Source organism: Rummeliibacillus sp. TYF-LIM-RU47 (assembly GCF_008638315.1).
Lineage (GTDB): Bacteria > Bacillota > Bacilli > Bacillales_A > Planococcaceae > Rummeliibacillus > Rummeliibacillus stabekisii.
Window position 1 is genome coordinate 1 of sequence record NZ_VVIR01000005.1, and the last position, 19,454, is coordinate 19,454.

At 38.9% G+C, this 19,454-nt stretch carries 19 protein-coding genes and 8 tRNA genes; 1 reads left to right on the forward strand and 26 read right to left on the reverse strand.

What is annotated here, in order from left to right:
• Nucleotides 1–176: 176 nt before the first annotated feature.
• The 19 genes from F0527_RS14685 to acpS all read right to left on the reverse strand — a co-directional run bounded on the left by F0527_RS14685 (nucleotide 177) and on the right by acpS (nucleotide 10,210).
• Nucleotides 177–250 (reverse strand) — tRNA-Gly (locus F0527_RS14685).
• Between the two features lie 26 nt (nucleotides 251–276).
• Nucleotides 277–353: transfer RNA gene (locus tag F0527_RS14690), tRNA-Arg, on the reverse strand.
• A 12-nt stretch (nucleotides 354–365) separates the two neighbouring features.
• A tRNA-Leu gene (locus F0527_RS14695) sits at nucleotides 366–451 on the reverse strand.
• A 62-nt stretch (nucleotides 452–513) separates the two neighbouring features.
• Nucleotides 514–589 (reverse strand) — tRNA-Lys (locus F0527_RS14700).
• 17 nt (nucleotides 590–606) lie between these two features.
• Nucleotides 607–681: transfer RNA gene (locus F0527_RS14705), tRNA-Gln, on the reverse strand.
• A 7-nt stretch (nucleotides 682–688) separates the two neighbouring features.
• Nucleotides 689–765: transfer RNA gene (locus tag F0527_RS14710), tRNA-Asp, on the reverse strand.
• 10 nt (nucleotides 766–775) lie between these two features.
• Nucleotides 776–847, reverse strand: a tRNA-Glu gene (locus tag F0527_RS14715).
• 1 nt (nucleotide 848) lies between these two features.
• Nucleotides 849–925, reverse strand: a tRNA-Asn gene (locus F0527_RS14720).
• Between the two features lie 98 nt (nucleotides 926–1,023).
• Complete coding sequence (locus F0527_RS14725) at nucleotides 1,024–1,479, reverse strand: SprT family protein (protein WP_150285403.1); 456 nt, start codon at nucleotides 1,477–1,479, stop codon at nucleotides 1,024–1,026.
• 182 nt (nucleotides 1,480–1,661) lie between these two features.
• Nucleotides 1,662–3,815, reverse strand: a complete 2,154-nt coding sequence (locus F0527_RS14730) for a Tex family protein (RefSeq protein WP_150285404.1) — start codon at nucleotides 3,813–3,815, stop codon at nucleotides 1,662–1,664.
• Between the two features lie 103 nt (nucleotides 3,816–3,918).
• Nucleotides 3,919–4,698 carry an RNA polymerase sigma factor SigB gene (gene sigB, locus F0527_RS14735; RefSeq protein WP_150285405.1) on the reverse strand — a complete coding sequence of 260 codons (780 nt, stop codon included), beginning with the start codon at nucleotides 4,696–4,698 and terminating at the stop codon, nucleotides 3,919–3,921.
• Nucleotides 4,676–5,146: an anti-sigma B factor RsbW gene (gene rsbW / locus F0527_RS14740; protein WP_066790267.1), complete on the reverse strand. Its 471-nt coding sequence runs from the start codon at nucleotides 5,144–5,146 to the stop codon at nucleotides 4,676–4,678. Before rsbW ends, sigB begins: the two co-directional genes overlap by 23 nt.
• Nucleotides 5,133–5,474, reverse strand: a complete 342-nt coding sequence (locus F0527_RS14745; RefSeq protein ID WP_066790269.1) for an STAS domain-containing protein — start codon at nucleotides 5,472–5,474, stop codon at nucleotides 5,133–5,135. The genes rsbW and F0527_RS14745 overlap by 14 nt, the downstream gene beginning before the upstream one ends.
• A gap of 190 nt (nucleotides 5,475–5,664) precedes the next feature.
• Nucleotides 5,665–6,078 (reverse strand): anti-sigma regulatory factor, encoded by a 414-nt coding sequence (locus F0527_RS14750; protein WP_150285406.1) that lies wholly within the window; start codon nucleotides 6,076–6,078, stop codon nucleotides 5,665–5,667.
• 297 nt (nucleotides 6,079–6,375) lie between these two features.
• Nucleotides 6,376–6,726, reverse strand: a complete 351-nt coding sequence (locus F0527_RS14755; RefSeq protein WP_066790273.1) for a type II toxin-antitoxin system PemK/MazF family toxin — start codon at nucleotides 6,724–6,726, stop codon at nucleotides 6,376–6,378.
• Nucleotides 6,727–6,730: 4 nt separating this feature from the next.
• The gene (locus tag F0527_RS14760) at nucleotides 6,731–7,015 is read right to left on the reverse strand and encodes a transcriptional regulator (protein ID WP_223823621.1); all 285 of its coding nucleotides are present in this window, start codon (nucleotides 7,013–7,015) and stop codon (nucleotides 6,731–6,733) included.
• A 205-nt stretch (nucleotides 7,016–7,220) separates the two neighbouring features.
• Nucleotides 7,221–8,345, reverse strand: coding sequence for an alanine racemase (gene alr / locus F0527_RS14765; RefSeq protein ID WP_150285407.1), 1,125 nt, complete (start codon nucleotides 8,343–8,345; stop codon nucleotides 7,221–7,223).
• A gap of 174 nt (nucleotides 8,346–8,519) precedes the next feature.
• Nucleotides 8,520–9,803: a prolipoprotein diacylglyceryl transferase gene (locus tag F0527_RS14770; RefSeq protein ID WP_150285408.1), complete on the reverse strand. Its 1,284-nt coding sequence runs from the start codon at nucleotides 9,801–9,803 to the stop codon at nucleotides 8,520–8,522.
• 53 nt (nucleotides 9,804–9,856) lie between these two features.
• Nucleotides 9,857–10,210, reverse strand: coding sequence for a holo-ACP synthase (acpS, locus tag F0527_RS14775; protein ID WP_066790282.1), 354 nt, complete (start codon nucleotides 10,208–10,210; stop codon nucleotides 9,857–9,859).
• A gap of 68 nt (nucleotides 10,211–10,278) precedes the next feature.
• Here acpS and F0527_RS14780 point away from each other — a divergent pair, with 68 nt between their 5' ends.
• On the forward strand, nucleotides 10,279–10,887 hold the full coding sequence (locus tag F0527_RS14780; protein ID WP_066790283.1) for a rhomboid family intramembrane serine protease: 609 nt from the start codon (nucleotides 10,279–10,281) through the stop codon (nucleotides 10,885–10,887).
• A 34-nt stretch (nucleotides 10,888–10,921) separates the two neighbouring features.
• On the opposite strand, the gene F0527_RS14785 is transcribed toward F0527_RS14780, so the two are convergent.
• The 7 genes from F0527_RS14785 to F0527_RS14815 all read right to left on the reverse strand — a co-directional run bounded on the left by F0527_RS14785 (nucleotide 10,922) and on the right by F0527_RS14815 (nucleotide 19,269).
• Nucleotides 10,922–12,445: a PH domain-containing protein gene (locus tag F0527_RS14785; protein WP_190323507.1), complete on the reverse strand. Its 1,524-nt coding sequence runs from the start codon at nucleotides 12,443–12,445 to the stop codon at nucleotides 10,922–10,924.
• Nucleotides 12,438–12,911 carry a PH domain-containing protein gene (locus F0527_RS14790; protein WP_150285410.1) on the reverse strand — a complete coding sequence of 158 codons (474 nt, stop codon included), beginning with the start codon at nucleotides 12,909–12,911 and terminating at the stop codon, nucleotides 12,438–12,440. The genes F0527_RS14785 and F0527_RS14790 overlap by 8 nt, the downstream gene beginning before the upstream one ends.
• Before the next feature lie 127 nt (nucleotides 12,912–13,038).
• A complete protein-coding gene (gene cshA, locus F0527_RS14795) occupies nucleotides 13,039–14,568 on the reverse strand; it encodes a degradosome RNA helicase CshA (protein ID WP_150285411.1) in 1,530 nt (509 codons plus the stop codon).
• 345 nt (nucleotides 14,569–14,913) lie between these two features.
• The gene (locus F0527_RS14800) at nucleotides 14,914–15,609 is read right to left on the reverse strand and encodes an alpha/beta hydrolase (protein ID WP_066790289.1); all 696 of its coding nucleotides are present in this window, start codon (nucleotides 15,607–15,609) and stop codon (nucleotides 14,914–14,916) included.
• Between the two features lie 179 nt (nucleotides 15,610–15,788).
• Nucleotides 15,789–17,162 (reverse strand): UDP-N-acetylmuramoyl-tripeptide--D-alanyl-D-alanine ligase, encoded by a 1,374-nt coding sequence (locus tag F0527_RS14805; protein ID WP_150285412.1) that lies wholly within the window; start codon nucleotides 17,160–17,162, stop codon nucleotides 15,789–15,791.
• Nucleotides 17,163–17,184: 22 nt separating this feature from the next.
• Entirely contained in the window at nucleotides 17,185–18,252 is a 1,068-nt protein-coding gene (locus tag F0527_RS14810) for a D-alanine--D-alanine ligase (protein WP_150285413.1), read from the reverse strand.
• 258 nt (nucleotides 18,253–18,510) lie between these two features.
• Nucleotides 18,511–19,269, reverse strand: a complete 759-nt coding sequence (locus F0527_RS14815) for a hypothetical protein (RefSeq protein WP_335340647.1) — start codon at nucleotides 19,267–19,269, stop codon at nucleotides 18,511–18,513.
• Nucleotides 19,270–19,454 lie beyond the last annotated feature (185 nt).

The following is a 19,454-nucleotide window of genomic DNA, read 5'->3' on the forward strand; positions in this document are numbered from 1 at the left end:
TATTAGGCACGCCGCCAGCGTTCGTCCTGAGCCAGGATCAAACTCTCCATAAAAGTGTTTGATTGCTCAAAATTTCACTAGCGCATCATCTTTACGATGATGACTTTAAAACTAACAATTGTTAGTAAGTTTAAATGATTAACATCTTGCTTGTTCAGTTTTCAAGGTTCATATAATGGAGCGGGTGAGGAGAATCGAACTCCCGACAACAGCTTGGAAGGCTGTGGTTTTACCACTAAACTACACCCGCGTAGTTAATATATTTTTTTGAATAAATGGTGCGCCCAGCAGAAGTCGAATCCACAACCTTCTGATCCGTAGTCAGACGCTCTATCCAATTGAGCTATGGGCGCATATATAATTTTTGGTGCGATCGAGAGGACTTGAACCTCCACCGAGTTGCCCCGACTAGGCCCTCAACCTAGCGCGTCTGCCATTCCGCCACGACCGCATTTCGACTTAACGAACAATAACTATTTTAGCATGTTCAACTTAATGTGTCAAGAAGAAAAATGGTGAGTCATGTAGGATTCGAACCTACGACCCTCTGATTAAAAGTCAGATGCTCTACCAACTGAGCTAATGACTCGTAGCTATTAATAAGAATGGCTGGGGTACCTGGATTCGAACCAGGGCATGACGGAATCAAAATCCGTTGCCTTACCGCTTGGCTATACCCCATTCATAATGGCGGTCCGGACGGGACTCGAACCCGCGACCTCCTGCGTGACAGGCAGGCATTCTAACCAGCTGAACTACCGGACCGTTATGAAAATGACCCCTACGGGATTCGAACCCGTGTTACCGCCGTGAAAGGGCGGTGTCTTAACCGCTTGACCAAGGGGCCATGGCTCCGAAGGCAGGACTCGAACCTGCGACCCTCTGATTAACAGTCAGATGCTGCTACCAACTGAGCTACTTCGGAAAAGTATTATTTTGTCGCGTCAGTGTGTTATCACCCTGTCGACTTTTATAAGTATAATGGGTTGTCCATAAAACGTCAACCCTTATTTCAAAAAAAGTTTATTTAATTATCTTTAGCTTCCCTAAACACTTGCCGCATCTATATCGATCTGTGTTCATACGTATCTTACGACTATACCTTAACCCGCATTCTGTGCATACATAAATATATTGAGCACGCTTTACCGGTCTCTTCTTTTGTTCTAAATTCGAACAAAATCGAGGAGCATTTGTTTCTTTTAAAAGTGTCCGAAAATCTGCATCACGATGTTTATATCCCTTTCCTTCTATATGAAGATGATAATGGCATAACTCATGACGGATGATTCCTTCTACTTCTTTCAAACCAAATTGCACATAAGCTTTCGGGTTAACCTCTATATCATGAGATTTAAGCAAATAGCGTCCACCTGTTGTTCGGAGACGAGAATTAAAATATGCCCGATGGCGGAATGGTTTATGAAATACTTCTCTGGAGATTTGGCGGACGAGCTCTTGTAGTTCGCAATCTGTCATATTATGTCCCTCCTTATAAATAAGTATACTCTCGTTTTGAATATTGTTGTTTTTTAATTTAGCAAGAAAAAACAAAGAGACTAGCGGTGGAAGCCAAGATTTTAAATGGACAGATGGCTGTACTTACCTCATAACAAACCACCGCTAATTTTCTTTGCCTCTTTAAATATGAAAACTAATCATTATTGATTAGGTGGAAGCATCGTTAGAGCAATTCTACCTTTATCCTTCTCTACATTGTCTACCCAAACAGTGACAATGTCCCCCAATGAAACTACATCTAATGGATGTTTAACAAAACCTTTTTTCAGCTTTGAGATATGGACAAGTCCATCTTGCTTTACGCCAATGTCGACAAACGCCCCGAAGTCGACTACATTGCGGACTGTTCCTTGAAGTTCCATGCCTGGCTGTAAATCCTCCATTTTTAAAACATCTTTTTTAAGCAAGGGCTGTGGAAAAGCATCTCGCGGATCTCGAGAAGGTTTCATTAATGAATCAATCACATCTTTCAATGTAACCTCGCCAATCTCCCATTCTTTACTTAGCTCTTTTATATTTAAATTTGAAATTGCTTGTTCTGCCTCAGCCGTGCCTATTTGTTTTTTATCCAACCCTACCGCTTCTAATATGCGGTTTGCTAAATCGTAGCTCTCTGGATGTATAGCAGTTGAATCTAATGGATTCTTTGCATTTGGGATTCTTAAAAATCCAATGGCTTGCTCATATGTCTTAGCACCAAGTCGAGGTATTTTCTTTAACTGCGTGCGGGCAGTAAATTTCCCTTGTTCTCCTCTTGTTTTGACGATATTTTCTGCTACTGTTTTTGATAGCCCTGAAACATATTGAAGCAATGAAGAAGAAGCTGTATTCACATCTACCCCCACTTGGTTTACTGCTGTTTCTACAATAAAGGTGAGTTGTTGTGCTAGTTTCTTTTGAGATACATCGTGTTGGTACTGGCCAACACCTACTGCTTTTGGTTCAATTTTTACCAACTCAGCTAGTGGGTCTTGCAATCGCCTTGCAATAGAGACAGCACTCCGCTGTTCTACCTGTAAATCCGGGAATTCCTCTCTAGCAATTGGCGAGGCAGAGTAAACACTTGCACCTGCTTCATTAACGATTACATAAGCTGCACTCGCATTGGATTCATTCAAACATTCCGAAACAAATTGTTCTGTCTCTCTGGATGCAGTACCGTTCCCTATCGCAATAATAGAAATAGGATAGCGATTCAACAAATCATTAAATATAGATTTGGATTTGTTAATGTCTGCTTTTGCTGTATGTGGATAAATAACCGATATCTCAAGCATTTTACCAGTATCATCAACTACAGCTAATTTACAGCCAGTCCTATACGCAGGGTCTACACCTAAAACATACTTTCCTTTCATTGGAGGCTGCAATAGAAGATTTCTGAGATTTTCAGAAAAAATATGGATAGCCTGTGTTTCGGCTTTATCTGTCAATTCATTGCGTATCTCACGCTCAATTGATGGCTGGATTAATCGTTTATATGCATCCTCTATAGCCACTTCAACTAGTTTGGAAGAAGGTGATGAGGTAGATACAATCCATTTTTTCCGCATGAGTTGATAGATAGATTCAGTCGGCACTTCAATGCCGATCTTTAATATATCTTCTTTTTCTCCACGATTAATAGCTAAAATTCGGTGGGGAACAATTTTATTTACCGGTTCTTGATAGTCGTAATACATTTCAAATACACTTTTTTCATCGAGTTCTTTAGCTTTCACAGTGGATTGAATGACTCCCTGTTTCCAAGAAATCTGACGAATGCTCTCTCTTATCGCTGCATCATCAGCAAATCTCTCAGCTAAAATGTCACTCGCTCCCTGCAAGGCCTCTTCAACACTTTCTACATTTTCATTAATAAAAGGCTGAGCTAGAGATTCTACTTCTGTTTGGTTAAATTGCAATAGGCTATCGGCCAATGGTTCAAGTCCTTTATCCTTTGCAATCGTCGCCTTTGTTCTTCTTTTTTGTTTGTATGGTCGGTATAAATCTTCTACACGTTTCAAAACAGTAGCTTCATTAATATCTTTTGTAAGTTCTTCAGTTAACTTCCCTTGTTCTTCGATAATACGAAGAACCTCTTGTTTACGTTGCTCTAACTGCATTACATAATGATAGCGATCTTCAATCGCTTTAATTTGGACTTCATCTAGTGATCCTGTAGCTTCTTTTCGATAGCGAGCTATAAAGGGTACAGTATTTGATGCTTCTAACAATTGAATTACTTGGTCTACTTGTTGTGTGCGAATGCCGATTTCTTTCGCAATAAGTTGATGCATTTTTTGAGTGTCCATATATTCACTATCCTTCCTTTGACTTCCCTATTTTAACATAGAGCAGCTATTGCTTATTCGCAACAAAAAAGAACAGTTCAACAAAAGTTGAACTGTCCTTCTTTTAAATACCACCTGACGCAACAATAATTTGCTGCAGTTTCTTGATAGCTTTACGCTGCAATCTTGAGACATGCATTTGGGAAATACCCAGCATCTCCCCAGCTTCTTTCTGGCTAAGCTGTTGAAGGTATGTAAGCTGAATAATTTGACGTTCTCTTTCTGACAATTCCTTCATTGCGTTTTCTACAATAATACGGCGGTTTGTCTTTTCGAATTCATCATCCTGCTTGCCTACTATATCAAATAACGTTGCAGTGCTACCATCGCCATCAGAATCAATAGGTCTGTCCATTGAAAGCGCTTGATAACTTTGGCTCATTTCCATCGCTTCCAACACTTCATCTTCTTCTACTTCAAGATATTCTGCAATTTCTGCAACTTGGGGTGAACGTTGCGTTTCGGTTGTTAAAAACTCAACAGCTGCTTTAATTTTGGGGCCAAGTTCTTTAATACGCCTTGGCACATGGACATCCCATGTTTTATCTCTTAAGTAGCGTTTGATTTCACCGATAATCGTCGGTACCGCAAAAGCCTCAAAACTACGACCAAAGGAAGAATCAAACCTTCTAATAGCACCAAGCAGGCCTAACATGCCAACTTGTACTATGTCATCATGATAAGAGCGCCCATTAGAATACTTTCTTGCGATGGATTCAACCAAGTATTGATAATGCAAAACTAAATTCGTTTGCGCCTCGTCGTCTTCAGTTTGTTGAAAACGCTGGATCCATTCTAATACTTGCTCTTTTGATGCCGAACTAGAAGGAGATTGTTTCCGCATGGTCATTCACCTGCTCTCGTGATACAAATTTTGTCATGAAAACAGTCACGCCATTGTCGTTGAGTACTTTCACTTCATCCATAAGGCTTTCAATAAGGTATAGACCTAATCCTCCTTCACGAATAAATTGTACATCTTCTTCTTCGTGATAAGGACCGACCTTTTCTTTTACCTCTTCGAATTTAAAACTGCGTCCATAGTCGGCCACCATGATTTCCATTTTGTCCTTATACAAGGCACAGCCGATTACAACTTCTCCATCTTCTTTGTCTGCATATGCGTGCTGAATCGCATTGGTGATTGCTTCACTCGCTGCAATTTTCACATCTTCAATATCATCATATGAAAAACCTACACGGTTCGCCAATCCTGAAATAGCAAGTCGAGCAACACCAACATATTGCGTTTTAGCAGGAACGCGCATCTCCATATAATCAAATTCTCTCATTGTTTGAAATCACCTTCCTAACTTCGATGTTCATAATATCCGTTAAACCTGTGATGTCAAATAAGCGTTTTAAGCGTTCAGATAGGCAAGTAAGTACGATTTCCCCACCATTTGCTACAACGCTTTTATAAAAAGCAACGATAACACTTAAACCTGTGCTATCCATATAATTTACATTTGAAAAGTTCAATTCTACTTGAGTGCCTTCTGATATAGAAATACCATCCAATTGCTCTCTTAAAACAGGAGCAGTATAAGCATCTATTTCTCCTTGAAGAATTGCTTGAACCTTTCCTGTTTCTTCTACTACGTCTAATTTAAAGTCCATCTCTATCCCTCCTGTATTGTTCTCTATAAAAATGCATAAAAAACCGATGCATTATCTAAAATACTACAAGTTATTGTTCCTGTTTGAAAGTATGTATATCGTTTATTGCTTTCAATTTTTAGACCAACATATATGAAATACCCGCATTATATAAGGGTTAAACCTAAAAATAAAACTTTTTTTATTTTTTTTATTCTTCTTTGTTGATTGATAGCCATTTTTTAATTTTCACGGTTGTTCCTATAGTAAGTTGTGAATCTAACTGGAACTCGTCCATGATTCTTTTTACACCAGGCAGCCCAAACCCAATGCCTTTTGTTGTGGCCAAATCCTTTTGTAACAATTCATCGATTTGTGGAATACCTGGTCCATTATCAGATGCTATTACATAAATGCCAACTGATTTTTCCTGTATTAATTTTTTCACTTCAATCTTCCCACTCTCTGCATATAAGTGAATGTTTCTGGCTAGTTCACTGATCGCTGTAGCAATAAGTGCTTGGTCAATAATATCGAATCCAATCGACTTAGCTTCCTTGCGGCCAACCTGCCGTGCAGTAACAATATCCCACTCCGTTAAAATATCTATCGAAGAACCTTCCATGAGCGCCTACCTCCAAATCCTTATTTAATAACAATCTATTTTAATGTCAGATGAATATTTTCCCTTTTTCACACACACAAATCAGGCATCATATAAAAATATGATGGTTAGGGACTTAATAGTTTATACGTTAAATAAACTGAAAATATTTAATTTCTCTATAATGGATTCTTTTTCTAATTGTATAATATAGTTACAAATATTACACTCCATTTTTTGAATATTCATTGTAAATAAGTTGTAAAGAGACAAAGAAAAACACCAGATGACTAGCATCTGGTGTTTCAATATGTATGCTTAAAATTTTAAAAGCCCTAAACTTATTTCCAAAGCTTCTTCTACCTTTACCATTAAAGGGCCATCTAGCTGCGTGATTTTATCTGTTAATCGTGATTTATCGATCGTCCGCAATTGTTCCAACAAAATAACTGAATCCCGTTCAAATCCATATTTCTTAGCGTCAATTTCCACATGAGTTGGGAGTTTCGCCTTTTGAATTTGAGCTGTAATTGCTGCGATAATAACAGTTGGACTAAACCGATTTCCGATATCATTTTGAATAACCAGTACGGGTCTGGTGCCACCTTGCTCAGACCCGACTACTGGTGATAAATCTGCAAAAAAAACGTCTCCACGTTTTACGTTCAAGTTTTCATCCTCCGCTTACGAGTCGCTCCACCATATGTTCCGCTTCATACTCAACATGTAAGCATTCACTACATATAGATAAGTTAATCTGTGACATTTCTACATATCCTTTAACCATTGCTTCTCGCATGTGATTTTTTTGTTTCGTATGAATAGATCTTTTTGTCGGAATATATACTAAATCATTTGCGTCTTTTATTACTATTTGTCTATATGCTTGTTCTATACTTTCAGAAACCAATCGTTCTGGCATCTGAATCAGAACGTTTTCGAGTCCTTTGTGGTTCACAGCCAACACCTCCAGAAACAAATCGCCAATATGTTCTCAACTATCATAATCCTAACATTAAAATATAATATTGAAAAGACAATATCAGTAAGCATTTGACATTATCGCGGTTTTTTTTCTGAATTTGTCGACTACTAGGAAACTCTGTTGCTCTTTATCGCTATTTATATTCCACTTCAAGTTGGCGCGAGGCCAGAAAAAATGATTATTGCTCTTTATATACCCGCGGAACCCGCTCTGAAATCATACATGGTATTTCATAGACGATTGTATGAAGACGGTCTGCCCACTCTTGTATATGAATTTCATTTCCATGTTGTTTGCCAATTAGTGTCACTTTCTCACCAATCTCATACTTTTTAGGCAGGCGTACCATACACTGATCCATACAGATCCTTCCTACAATTGGTACCCTTATACCCTTTATTAAAACTTCTTGACCAGAAAGACAGCGCAGCAAACCATCGGCATAGCCTATTGGCAACGTACCAATCCACTCGTCTTCTTTTGCTATATATGTACCTCCATAGCCGACTCTGTCGCCCTTTTGAATCTTCTTAACATGTACTAATTCACTTTCTAATGCGAGCGCTTCTTTTAAAGGGTATGGAAGATTTTCTTCAATATAAGTAGATGGTGCAAGTCCGTACATAGAAATCCCAAAACGCACAGCGTCAAATTGGGCACTTTCTTTAACTAATGCAGCAGCTGTATTTGCAGCATGCACTAAGCGTGGTTTTTCAGGCAAGCTGGCGATCATCTTTTGGAATATCGCCAATTGCATTTCGTACTGCTCTTGATTCTCTTCATCCGCTGTAGCGAAATGTGTGAAAATACCATCCACTTCTATATTATTAACCATTTTAGCCGCATCATATACAGCCTGTAATTCTTTTTCTTGGCGCACACCAATACGATTCATCCCGCTATCAACTTTTATATGAACTTTAAGCGGCTGTTCGAAATTTTTGGCTAATGGAGCCACTTTGCGTACCCAATCCTCTGAAAAAACCGTTAGGATAATGGCTTCTTTTGCTGCGATAGGTGCAAAAACAATTGGAGAAGCACCTAAAATCATGATTGGAGTATGCGGTATTTCCTGCCGTAAATGCAATGCTTCTTCAGGAGTGGCTACTGCTAAAATAGTAGCACCTGCTTTTAGTGCCTCTTTGGCCACCTGTACATCGCCATGACCGTAAGCATTTGCTTTTACTACTGCAATAACAGAGACATCTGAATGCAAATGCTTACGCAAGTTTACAATATTATGGCGAATAGCTGATAAATCAATAATTGCCTTAGTGGGTCGAAATATTTCATTTTCTTGCATGTCTATACCCTCTTATTAGTTTTTATCTATTATCGTCCCAACCAAGGATTTGGTCAAACATAATGATGTAATAATATAGCCCATCATTCATGATCAGAAGATCAATTTCTGCAGCAAAAAGGGACTATCACTCAGTAAGAAATTCTACAATCTTACCGAGTGATGCTTCCCTTACTATTTCATTTCTCCATTTACCATTGAGGATGCTACTTCTACTAACTCCGTCTTACTTAGATCGTTTGAGGCGATAAAGTATGATACACCATCCGCTTCCCAGCTAATAGAGTTGTCCGTGATCGCTCCTACTGTAAATCCTAGATCAGCAGGGTCTCCCGGAGAGAATACTGGAATATACAGTTGTTCCGCTCTAGTTGTTTTTTCTTGGATAATAGTGAAGTTCTTATCTCCCTCGAATGATAAAATTTTACGAGTACCAGCAGTTGTGTTCATTGATTTCTCATCCGTTAATTTTAAATTCCAATCCACTACCGGATAGTGCGTTTCGAAATCTGTATTGGTAGCTTCTTCACCGGAGGCATCTGCATCTGCTGAAGTTGCCACTTTTTCACCGTTTTCATCAGCTGTGCTTTCTTCATTAGAAGCATTATCTTCCGCAGCCTCTTCTTGAGCTGTTTCGCCTGCTGCTTCCTCTTCATTTACAGCTGCTTTGTCATCTGTTCCTTCTGTTTTTCCTTCTGTTTTTCCTTCTGTATTACCTTCTTTATTTTCCTCTGCAGTAGCTTCTCCGTCTGCATCTTTAGCTGCATCTTCTGCGGCTTTCTCATCTACATTAGCTTTATCTTTGTTCGCCTCATCTGCGTCGCTAGGTTTTGTGAAATCTTGCAAGTCATAATCCCCAGCTTTTTTAGCAACGCCTAACGTGATTTTTTTGAAGGTGATTTTGATTTGCTCTTCACTTGCTTCGTTTAACACAACTACTTTCGTAGGTAGCAAGGTCTTTTTATTAATGTAGACCTGTTGTGTTGGCAACATCTTCGAATGTGTATTACGTGTCTTCGCTTTAAAGATGTATGAATCCTTTGTTTCTTTCATAGTAGCCTGTGAATCAGAGGCTAAATCTTTCGCCAAAGAATTGATTAAGTAGCCCTGGCTGTTTTGCTTTGGCCAATCACTTTGGAACTTGTACGTCTTTTTCATCGAAGGCGTAACTACAAATACTCCTTCTTCATTGCGGATAATCATTTGAGATGTTTCTTGTCCTTCTTCTGAAACAGCTACACGGTAAAATTCTGGCTTCGTATGCCATACATCAACGTTATACTTTTTAGTATCACCTGTTGTTTTAATTTCCATATTTGCTTTGACTTCATAGCCCTTTGAATCCGCCCATTTCTTGCTTGTCTTTTTGACAATATCCTCCTTTGAATCTGATCCACATGCTGCTAACATCAATACTGCTGCGAAACAAAGCAATCCTAGTGTGAGAAGTTTTCGCAAAACCCCATCCTTTCTCATTTTCCATAAGACATCCTATGAACGAGCTCTACGTTTTATGCAAGCAGTACAACTTGAGCGGCCGCATACTCCTTTGAATGCGTAATACTTACAAAGCCTTGGACAATTTCTTGTTTAAAATATAATATCGGCTGGCCTTTGTCGTTTGGCAAAATTTCAATATCCTGCAATGAACACTCCTTTCCAATTCCTGTGCCGTTTGCCTTTGAATATGCTTCTTTAGCTGAAAACCTGCCTGCAAGAAATTCTAGTTGGCGTCTTGTTTTTAACTGATTGAAAATCGCTAATTCATTTTTTGTGAGGATTCTTTCTTTGAAATGTGGATTGAGATCATTCGCTTTCATTATTCGAGAGATTTCTACTATGTCTAGTCCTATTCCTTTGATCAACTTGGTTTCTCCTTTCATTCAGCCATTAAAACAATGTATAATAATCATATTAAAGTTGAGGTGAATACATGTTTAATCGGACAGAAAAACTTTCACAATACATATTATTATATCCGGTGATTTCGATAATAATAGGTATTAATATCGCAGTCTATTTAATTGGGCTCATTCCTCCGTTAGGCCTCAATATTGTTATTAAAGGCGCAGCAGCAAATTATTTAATTGCTGATGGCGAATATTGGCGGCTGCTCACTTCTATGTTTATCCACGGAGGATTTTTCCACTTGCTCTTTAATATGTTTTCATTGTACGTTTTCGGTCCTGAGTTAGAGCGTCTTGCCGGAAAACTCCGATTCTTCACTATTTATTTTGTATCTGGTTTCATGGGGAATGTCGTTTCGTATTTAATCCAGCCAGCAAATTATGTGAGCTATGGGGCAAGCGGTGCGGTTTTTGGTTTGTTCGGCGCCTTTTTGGCATTGGTGTACTATACGAGAAAGACCATGCCGCAGCTTAAACAAATAATTATGCCAATTGTTGTGATCTCTGTTATTATGACTTTCTTGCAGCCCAATGTGAACGCAACTGCACATATTGCAGGATTAGTGACTGGATTGATTATCGGATTATTTGACTTTCATCCCAAACGTGTCCTTCGCTGGATTAAAAAAAATTAATATACATAAAAGCTGGTGAGGTTTCTAAGAAACTCTACCAGCTTTTTGTATGTTCACTTTCTCTGTCATTCGGCTTATACCATTCAAAAATATCTTTTACTCTCTCATCATCAAAATGTCTAACCTTCGCATGACTTCCCGTCTTTCCTGACATCATCACAACTTTAGCAGAAGCGACATGCTTTTTTTTCGCATAGTAGCTTTGGGACATCGTGAGAGATTGAATTCTCTTTTTCCACACAACAAGCGTTGTTCGGCTAAGTCCTCTTTCAACAATCGTAAGCTGCTGGGAGGTTATGTTAAACCCTGCAGTGCGATATTGCCAATACCCTAGCAACACAGCAATCGGTATTAAAATTAAAGACCATGCCCCGTAAGGAAATAGGAAAAAACATAAAGCTGCTGCAAGCGGGATAGACCAATAAAGATGGATCTTTATATAACGAAATAAAGCTCTTTGTGGAGCTTTTATTAATTGAGACTCCGTCCAAATACCATTCGGAAAAATTTCTCGTAAGATGAAAAAGCTATTTTTCTTTTTAATGAGTGGAAGCAGAACAATTTTCTTTTCATTTTTTTCACCAGAACTTCCAGCACTCTCAATAACAATCGAGACATACCCGAACAACTGTCTAAACGGCGACTCCACAATGCGAACCCCTTGTATCCTATTCAAAGGAATAGTGAGTCTTTTTTTCTCTAGTAACCCTTTCGACACGAAGAGCCGCTGCTCCTCTTTCTCTATACGAAAGCCAAAATTATTGATAAACGTAACGGCAACAGATAGCATCCACGATACAAATAAAATGAGAAGCGTTATAACACAAATAAGTACGACCCCAAATTTTATATAGTTTTTCACTTCTCCATAAATTTGATCATACGGAATCCAATCGTTTAATTGTGATAGCACAGCAGCCAAACCTGAAAATACAACACCAATACTGCTAGATGTTGTGGCCAGCACTAACAGATCTTTTTGGGACATTTGATGAACCAATGTACGGGTCGGTATCTGTTCTTCTTTATCATCCTTCGCAAGGATAGGTTTGTCATTTTCTGATGCCTTTTCAATATGGTGGTGTTCTTTTGCTCGCTTCATTTGTGCCTCAATCAGATCAGCTTGATTTCTAGTGATAGCAGTCAGGTCTGCTTCCGCCTCTCCGCTATCAGCCGCTGTTTCAATCTTTACTTTTACTAACCCAAATAGTCGATGAAGTAAGCTTTCTTTATAATTTAAGCTCTGTATTCGTTCCAGAGGGATATAGCGCTTCTTTTTTACGAATAAGCCATATTCTATTCTCAATTCTTCCTCTTCAAACCAATAAACAAACTTCTTCCACTTTATAAAAGAGAAAATCAAAATAAGGACTAATAGCAACAAGATACCTGAAAACAGCAAAAGGGTCACCATAAATTTCGGGCTGCTTGGACTAAATGAATAGCGAAATCCATTTCCGACCAAGATTACAACCCCTGGAATCACCAAGCCTTTTAAGGTTTGAAGAAAACCCATTAGGATAGTAATTGGATGGAGATGATTCATTTTATTAGACATCGTCTTCTGCCACCCTTGCCAAATCTGAAATACTCGCTCGCAATCCATCTGCTTCCTCTACCGTTAAAGCAGGGATGGTATGTATAGTGGCAGCTGTGGAAATAGAAATGCTCGCCAAATGGTAATGCTTTAATATGGGACCTTGGGAAGAGTCGACATGCTGCACACGCACCATGGGAATCAATGTGCGCTTCACAATAAAAAGGCCGTGTTGAATTTCAATCTCTTGTTCTCTCACTTCATAACGCCAATGGTCCCAGCGAATATTTGGAAATAAATACATATTTAAAAAACTATAAATAATAACGACTGCAATGCTTACTGCATAGATCCAGTACGGACCCTCAAAATAATAAGTGAGTGCGCATGCAATGAGAGCGATTACTAATACACTGAGACTTTCAATCGCCGCATGGATACGCCAAACCGTTAACCCCTTCTTAGATAGTTGATATTTAGGTTGCAATCTTAGAACACGTCCCTTCTTTTAATCTTCGCGCTTTTTACCTACTTCTACTATACGGTATGATAGGTGCTTTTGTTTCATAAAAAAACATCTTGCTTCGATTGCTCGAAACAAGATGTCTTGTATATTAGTCTTCGCTACGACGAGGTTGGCGACGTCCGCTATCACGGCGTCCACCTTCACGACGGCTACTGCTGCTACGATCGCTGCGGCGACCGCTGCCGCTGCGTTCTCCGCGTTCACCGCGAGAGCTACCGCTTCTATTGCCACGGTAATTGCCACGACCTTGACTACGACCGCCACCATTACTATTGCCGCGAGAAGATGTGCGACGCATAGGTAATGGACGTTCTTCAGTAATTTTGATTGGTGTATCATCAGGTTCTTTTGTTAGAGATTTCAAAGCAGCAGCTATTAAATCAACTGCATCATGTGTAGTCAACAGTTCTTCTGCCATCGCTCTATAATCACTTAGATGATTTTTCTCTACTAGTTCTTTTAATTGCTCCACTGCAAGAGCTTGTTGGCCAACCAACGCTTCATCAGCAGTAGGTGGTTTTAGTGGCGTCATGCGTTTTTTCGTTGTTTCTTCAACGATGCGCAGATAACCCATTTCACGTGGTGTCACAAATGTAACAGCAAGGCCTGATTTACCGGCACGGCCAGTACGTCCAATACGGTGAACATAGCTTTCAGGATCTTGTGGAATATCAAAGTTGTACACATGTGTTACGCCTGAGATATCCAAACCACGAGCAGCAACATCTGTTGCTACAAGAATATCGATTTTATTTTCTTTAAACTGGCGCAGTACAGATAGACGTTTTGCTTGGCTCAAGTCACCATGAATGCCTTCTGCTAAATAACCACGGATATTTAAAGCATGTGCTAGCTCATCTACACGGCGTTTCGTACGTCCAAAGACAATAGCTAATTCCGGTTGATGCACATTCAAAAGACGAGATAAAACATCGAATTTTTCACGTTCTTGCGCTTTCACGAAGTATTGATCGATATTTTCAACTGTCATTTCTTTTGATTTGATTTTAACGATTTCTGGATCCTTCATGAAAGTTTCTGCAATTTTACGAATTGGTGCAGGCATTGTTGCAGAGAACAACAATGTTTGGCGTTCTGATGGCACGTTTTCTAAAATTGTGTTGATATCTTCAATGAAGCCCATGTTTAACATTTCGTCCGCTTCGTCTAAAACAAGTGTTTCAACGTTTTCTAGTTTTAGCGTACGGCGTTTGATATGGTCAAGAATACGGCCAGGCGTACCTACAATAATTTGAGGTTTATTTTTAAGCGCGCGAATTTGGCGGCTGATATCTTGGCCTCCGTATACTGAAAGAATGCGAGCGCGTTTGTCATATCCAATTTTGTAAAGTTCTTCTGAGCTTTGAATCGCTAGTTCGCGAGTTGGGGCAATAATTAGAGCCTGTACGACTGGATTTTTAGGGTCAACTTTTTCAATAAGCGGAATCCCGAAAGCAGCAGTTTTACCAGTACCTGTTTGCGCTTGACCGATAATGTCGCGTCCTTCTAGGGCGTATGAAATAGTACCTTCTTGGATGGGTGTAGCTTCTTCAAATCCCATACGTTTAAGGGATCTTTGTGTAGAAGCGCTAATATTTAATTCTGAAAAATTTGTCAAACTTCTCATTCTCCTTCTTTGCTATGCAGTTGACAAATGGTTACATTTTCAGATGAATATAGGGCAAATCGAGCCTTTATGGTAGGAACGTTTCCGTTACATATACTATCTCTGCTTTTTGCAGAGGAATTTTATATAAAAAGGGAAAGCCCGGTCTTTGCCGAGCGGTTTAATTCTGAAACATTTCATAATAAATGTAGAATAAACCGTAATGTTCAAAAAAAAGTACTCTCCATCCATTTGGAGAGTCTCCGCACAAAATGTATCCATTGCTTTCAATATTCTAACACGGTAAATACTTTCTTGCAATTATAACGTACATGAAACTCTATATACTTTTTTTATTTATACACACCCTCTCATAAACTCTAACACCTTTGGAAACCACTCTTTTGTATCATCGCTGTAACAGATGAGATGTTTTCCTTCAGGGGAGAAAATTAATTCTTTCTTTTTGCTTGCTACAGTTTGGTATAGGTAAGTTGCTGTGCCATATGGAACAAGCTCATCTTTTTTACCTTGTACAAAACAAACCGGTGTATTTATTTTGTGATAATATGGCGACACTATACGTACTAGGCGCGTGAATTCTGTCACCGAATGTAAGGGAACCTCTATAACCTTTTTTTCATACAGCCGAAAAAAATCATTTTTTTCATAATCTCCATGAAGGGTATCCATAAATAATTTACTTAAATCAATCGCAAATTGTTTAGTGCGAATATATCTGGCTGCGGGACTCAATAGAACAAGAGCTTGAACTTTATAACGCAATGCCAAATACATAGCGATAATCCCACCCATAGAGAAGCCTACTATGTAGACCATATCTACTTTCTTATACAATCGTCTGTAGGCTATTTCTGCATCCATTAACCAATGCTCTGCTGTATAGTGACTAAGATTAAGTTTGTCGCCGTGTCCAGATAAAACGGGGACATGGAGAATCCAATCTGTTTGTTGTTCTAGATATTGAGTAAACGTCTTGATTTCATGTCGTCCACCTGTAAAACCGTGCAAGCATAAGACACCGATTTTCAAATTCGTTCCTCCTCATTGTTGAGACTTTTGTCCGCTGACAAGGAGGATATTCGGGGGTGGCAGTATTCCCTCCTCCTCAAATCCGTAAGGCGATAAATGACGGATGGAGGTTTTATTTCAGTGAACATAAGATAAAAAAAAACGCCTAGGAAAATTAGTCTTCCCTAAACGCTTTCTCTTTAATCCTCTTTCGTAAATGCTTTTAATATATGCTCTAAAGCCATGCCACGTGAACCTTTTAGGAGAATGATCGAATGTTCGTCCGCTTGTGAGCGGATACTTTCGATAATTGGCTCATAATCCTGCTCTGTCCAGATGAGACGTTCTGCTGGCACCTGCGCTATCAGCTTTTCATAGAGATGTTTCATGCGAGGTCCATATAAACAAATATGATGTATGGCTTGCAAGTCTATCTCCACCGCTAAATCCTCATGGTATTGCTGTTCCAATTGGCCTAGCTCCAGCATGTCGCCAAGTACAATCCATTTGTCCTTGCGCATGGTGGTTGTCTTCATGAATTCTAGTGCAGCTTTCATTGAAGTAGGAGCAGCATTATAGGCATCGTTTACAAATAAAGTGCCCTGTTCTCCATTTACAAGTTGCATCCGCATATTCGTTAAAGAAACATTTTCTAAAGAATTGCGAATTTCTTCGTCAGTTAAACCAACCTGCTGCGCAATCAAGATTGCGGCTAACGTGTTCTTTACTTGGTGCTGGCCTAGAACAGGAATAAAGAACTCCCCTTCTACCATTCCTTTTACACAGAACACACTGCCTTCTTTTGTTGTCTCCATCCAGCTTACCTGAAGGTCATTGGATGGGCCGGTACCAAAGGATTTTGTATTTAGATGCGCCTCTTTTGCCACTAATTGCTGTAGCAAGGGCTCATCGCCATCATAATATAGCTTTCCTTCTGGCAAGAGACCTTGAATAATCTCAAATTTGGCTTTTGCGATACCTTCTCGAGAACCCAGCGCTTCCATATGCGCTTCACCAATATTGGTGATAACAGTGAACATTGGCTTTGCCATTTTTGATAAAAATTCAATCTGTCCGTAGCCATCCATACCCATTTCTAAAATAGCAAACTGTGTATCCTCATCTAAAGAAAGGATTGTTAATGGCAAGCCAAGTTGGTTATTAAAGTTACCTTCTGTCTTTTGAACTTTAAAGTAGGGAGAGAGCGTTCCAGCTAAAAGGTCTTTGGTAGATGTTTTCCCATTCGACCCAGTAATGCCGATGAATGTAGCCAGATGTTCTCCGCGATATTTAACCGCCATTTGCTGTAAAGCTTTCTCTGGATCTTCTACAAATAGCAATGGCACATCTTGCGGTGGATTCGGCTCATCTTTTTGCCAAAGAGAAGCTACTGCGCCATTTTCAAAGGCTTGAGCTACATATTTATGACCGTTTGTTTTTTCGCCACGAAACGGTATAAACAAGTCGCCTTCTTCTAATGTACGTGTATTGATGGATACCCCAGTCACCAGACGTTCATCCACTTTTTGGTCAAGTTCTAACCAATCTGCAATTTGCTGCAATGTTTTTTTCACAAGAAATCACACTCAATCTTTTTTATTGGTATTGAAGTTGTTGCTTTTCTTCATGGCGTTCAATGGCTAAAGAAATCAACTCTTCGATTAAATCGCTATAAGAGAGATTTGTATTTTGCCAAAGAATTGGATACATGCTGACAGGCGTAAAGCCGGGCATTGTGTTTATTTCGTTAATATATATCTCATCCTCTGCTGTCACAAAGAAATCAGCACGGACAAGTCCAGAACAATCTATAATTTTGAATGCACGTTTAGCCATATCGGACATATTAGCAATCACGTTATCTGATACAGGTGCTGGAATCAATAAATCTGTTTGATTATCATTGTACTTGGAATCATAATCATAGAAATCTGTGACTGGTTTAATTTCACCTGGAACAGATACCTTTGGTTCGTCATTGCCCAGTACGGCCATCTCTACTTCACGTGCAGTAATGCCTGTTTCTACGACAATTTTACGGTCATATTTTAAAGCAAGGTCCACTGCTTTGATTAGCTCTTCATGATTAGTTGCCTTACTGATACCTACACTAGATCCTAAGTTAGCAGGTTTTACAAACATTGGCCAAGAGAGCTTATCTTCCATTTCTTTCAGCAGTTCTTCTTGCTTCTTCTGCCATTCTTTACGGATAAAGTACACATATGGCACTTGTTGCAGACCAGCTACTTCGAATAATTGTTTCATTATGACTTTATCCATACCCGCCGCTGAAGCCAAAACGCCATTGCCAACGTAAGGCAAATTCAATACTTCTAGCAATCCTTGAACAGTACCGTCTTCACCATTCGTACCGTGAAGCAACGGGAAAATTACATCAAACGGTTTCTCATCTGATACTAAGAAACTTGATATATCATTGGGTTTTTCTTCGTTTCCATCCTTTTGGAATACTAAGTCATCCGTATTTTCTACAGGCATTGTTAGTTGTGCGCCTTTTCGCCATTCTCCCTCGCGCGTGATGTAAATTGGAAACACATCATATTGATTAAAATTCAATGCTTGAATGACAGCCTTGGCAGTTGATAATGACACATCATGTTCTGCTGATTTACCACCATATAACAAGCCTAATTTTCTTTTCATTCTTTATATTCCTCCAAGTTTTTTCTACTTCCCATTTTAACACGACTTATTTACATCATAAAATAATACAAATGATTTAATACGCCCTGTAATTTAATATTTCTATCATAGCACTTTGAAGTAATAATACAGTAAAAAAACAAAAGATTCCTACTTATGATATGTAGGAATCTCAAAAAAGCAATTTATAATGCAACGATTCATCCATTTTTACATGGGTGGAATGTGTGCGTTTTTAAAAACTGTCCAGGCAATTTCCTATTTGTGTATTTCTAATACCTTATCCGGAGTTCTCTTCAATAAATTATTTAAATCATCCCATATTTCATCAGGAAAGTACTCTTCAGAAAGTGAGCGTAATTCCAAAACATAGGAGAGCTTCGGTTTTTCAATTTTGTATAACGAAAACAATACGCCATCTTCTACATCTTCACGGAAATTCCCCATTAATTCTTCTCTAATAATCGGTATCATATTCCCTGTCTTTCGTCTCCAAAAATTAGTCCGTTCTTTTTCTTGGATGATATTATTGAATACTTGCGTAACAAGTTTTCTTAAGTCTGACATGTCGCGGAAATAAATTTTCGATGTTTTTGCATCTTGGGAAGATAAATAAACGTATTTATTTTGCAATTGGTGGTAGAAAGGAGAACGAATCGCTTCCTTTTTATGTCCAATATAAAGCAATTCAGCTTGTTCTTGTGGAGTTAGAAGATTTAGTTTACGTTCATCCGAGAAATCAATCCAGCACAAGTCTTTTTTAGAGTCCATGGCCTTCTTTACAAATTTCGGTATACTTTTCTCTTCCACAAACTCTAATCGCGTATGCATGTTGAACGAACCATCATCATACTCATTCTTCAGCAGCAAAATATTTTGAAGCGGACCGACTGCAGAGACAAATTCGCGGAAAGTCAAACCGCTCAACATCGCAAATTGGTTTATTTCATTCTTGTGTACATATAGATGATGCAAATAGTCATCAGCAGCTCGCATTTTTTTTGCCAAGTCGATCACCTCGTTTCCTATACTATTATAAGAGGAAATAAACATTTTTGAAACATTTGTGATCTATTTTCGTTTCACTTTATACAGGCCATGATACAATAGGAGAAGTGAGGCTTTTTTGGACATGCCAGATGCTTTAAAAAAGAAAGTTTTCCACATTGAAAGATTGGTTAAAATTTGATAGGCTAGGGTAG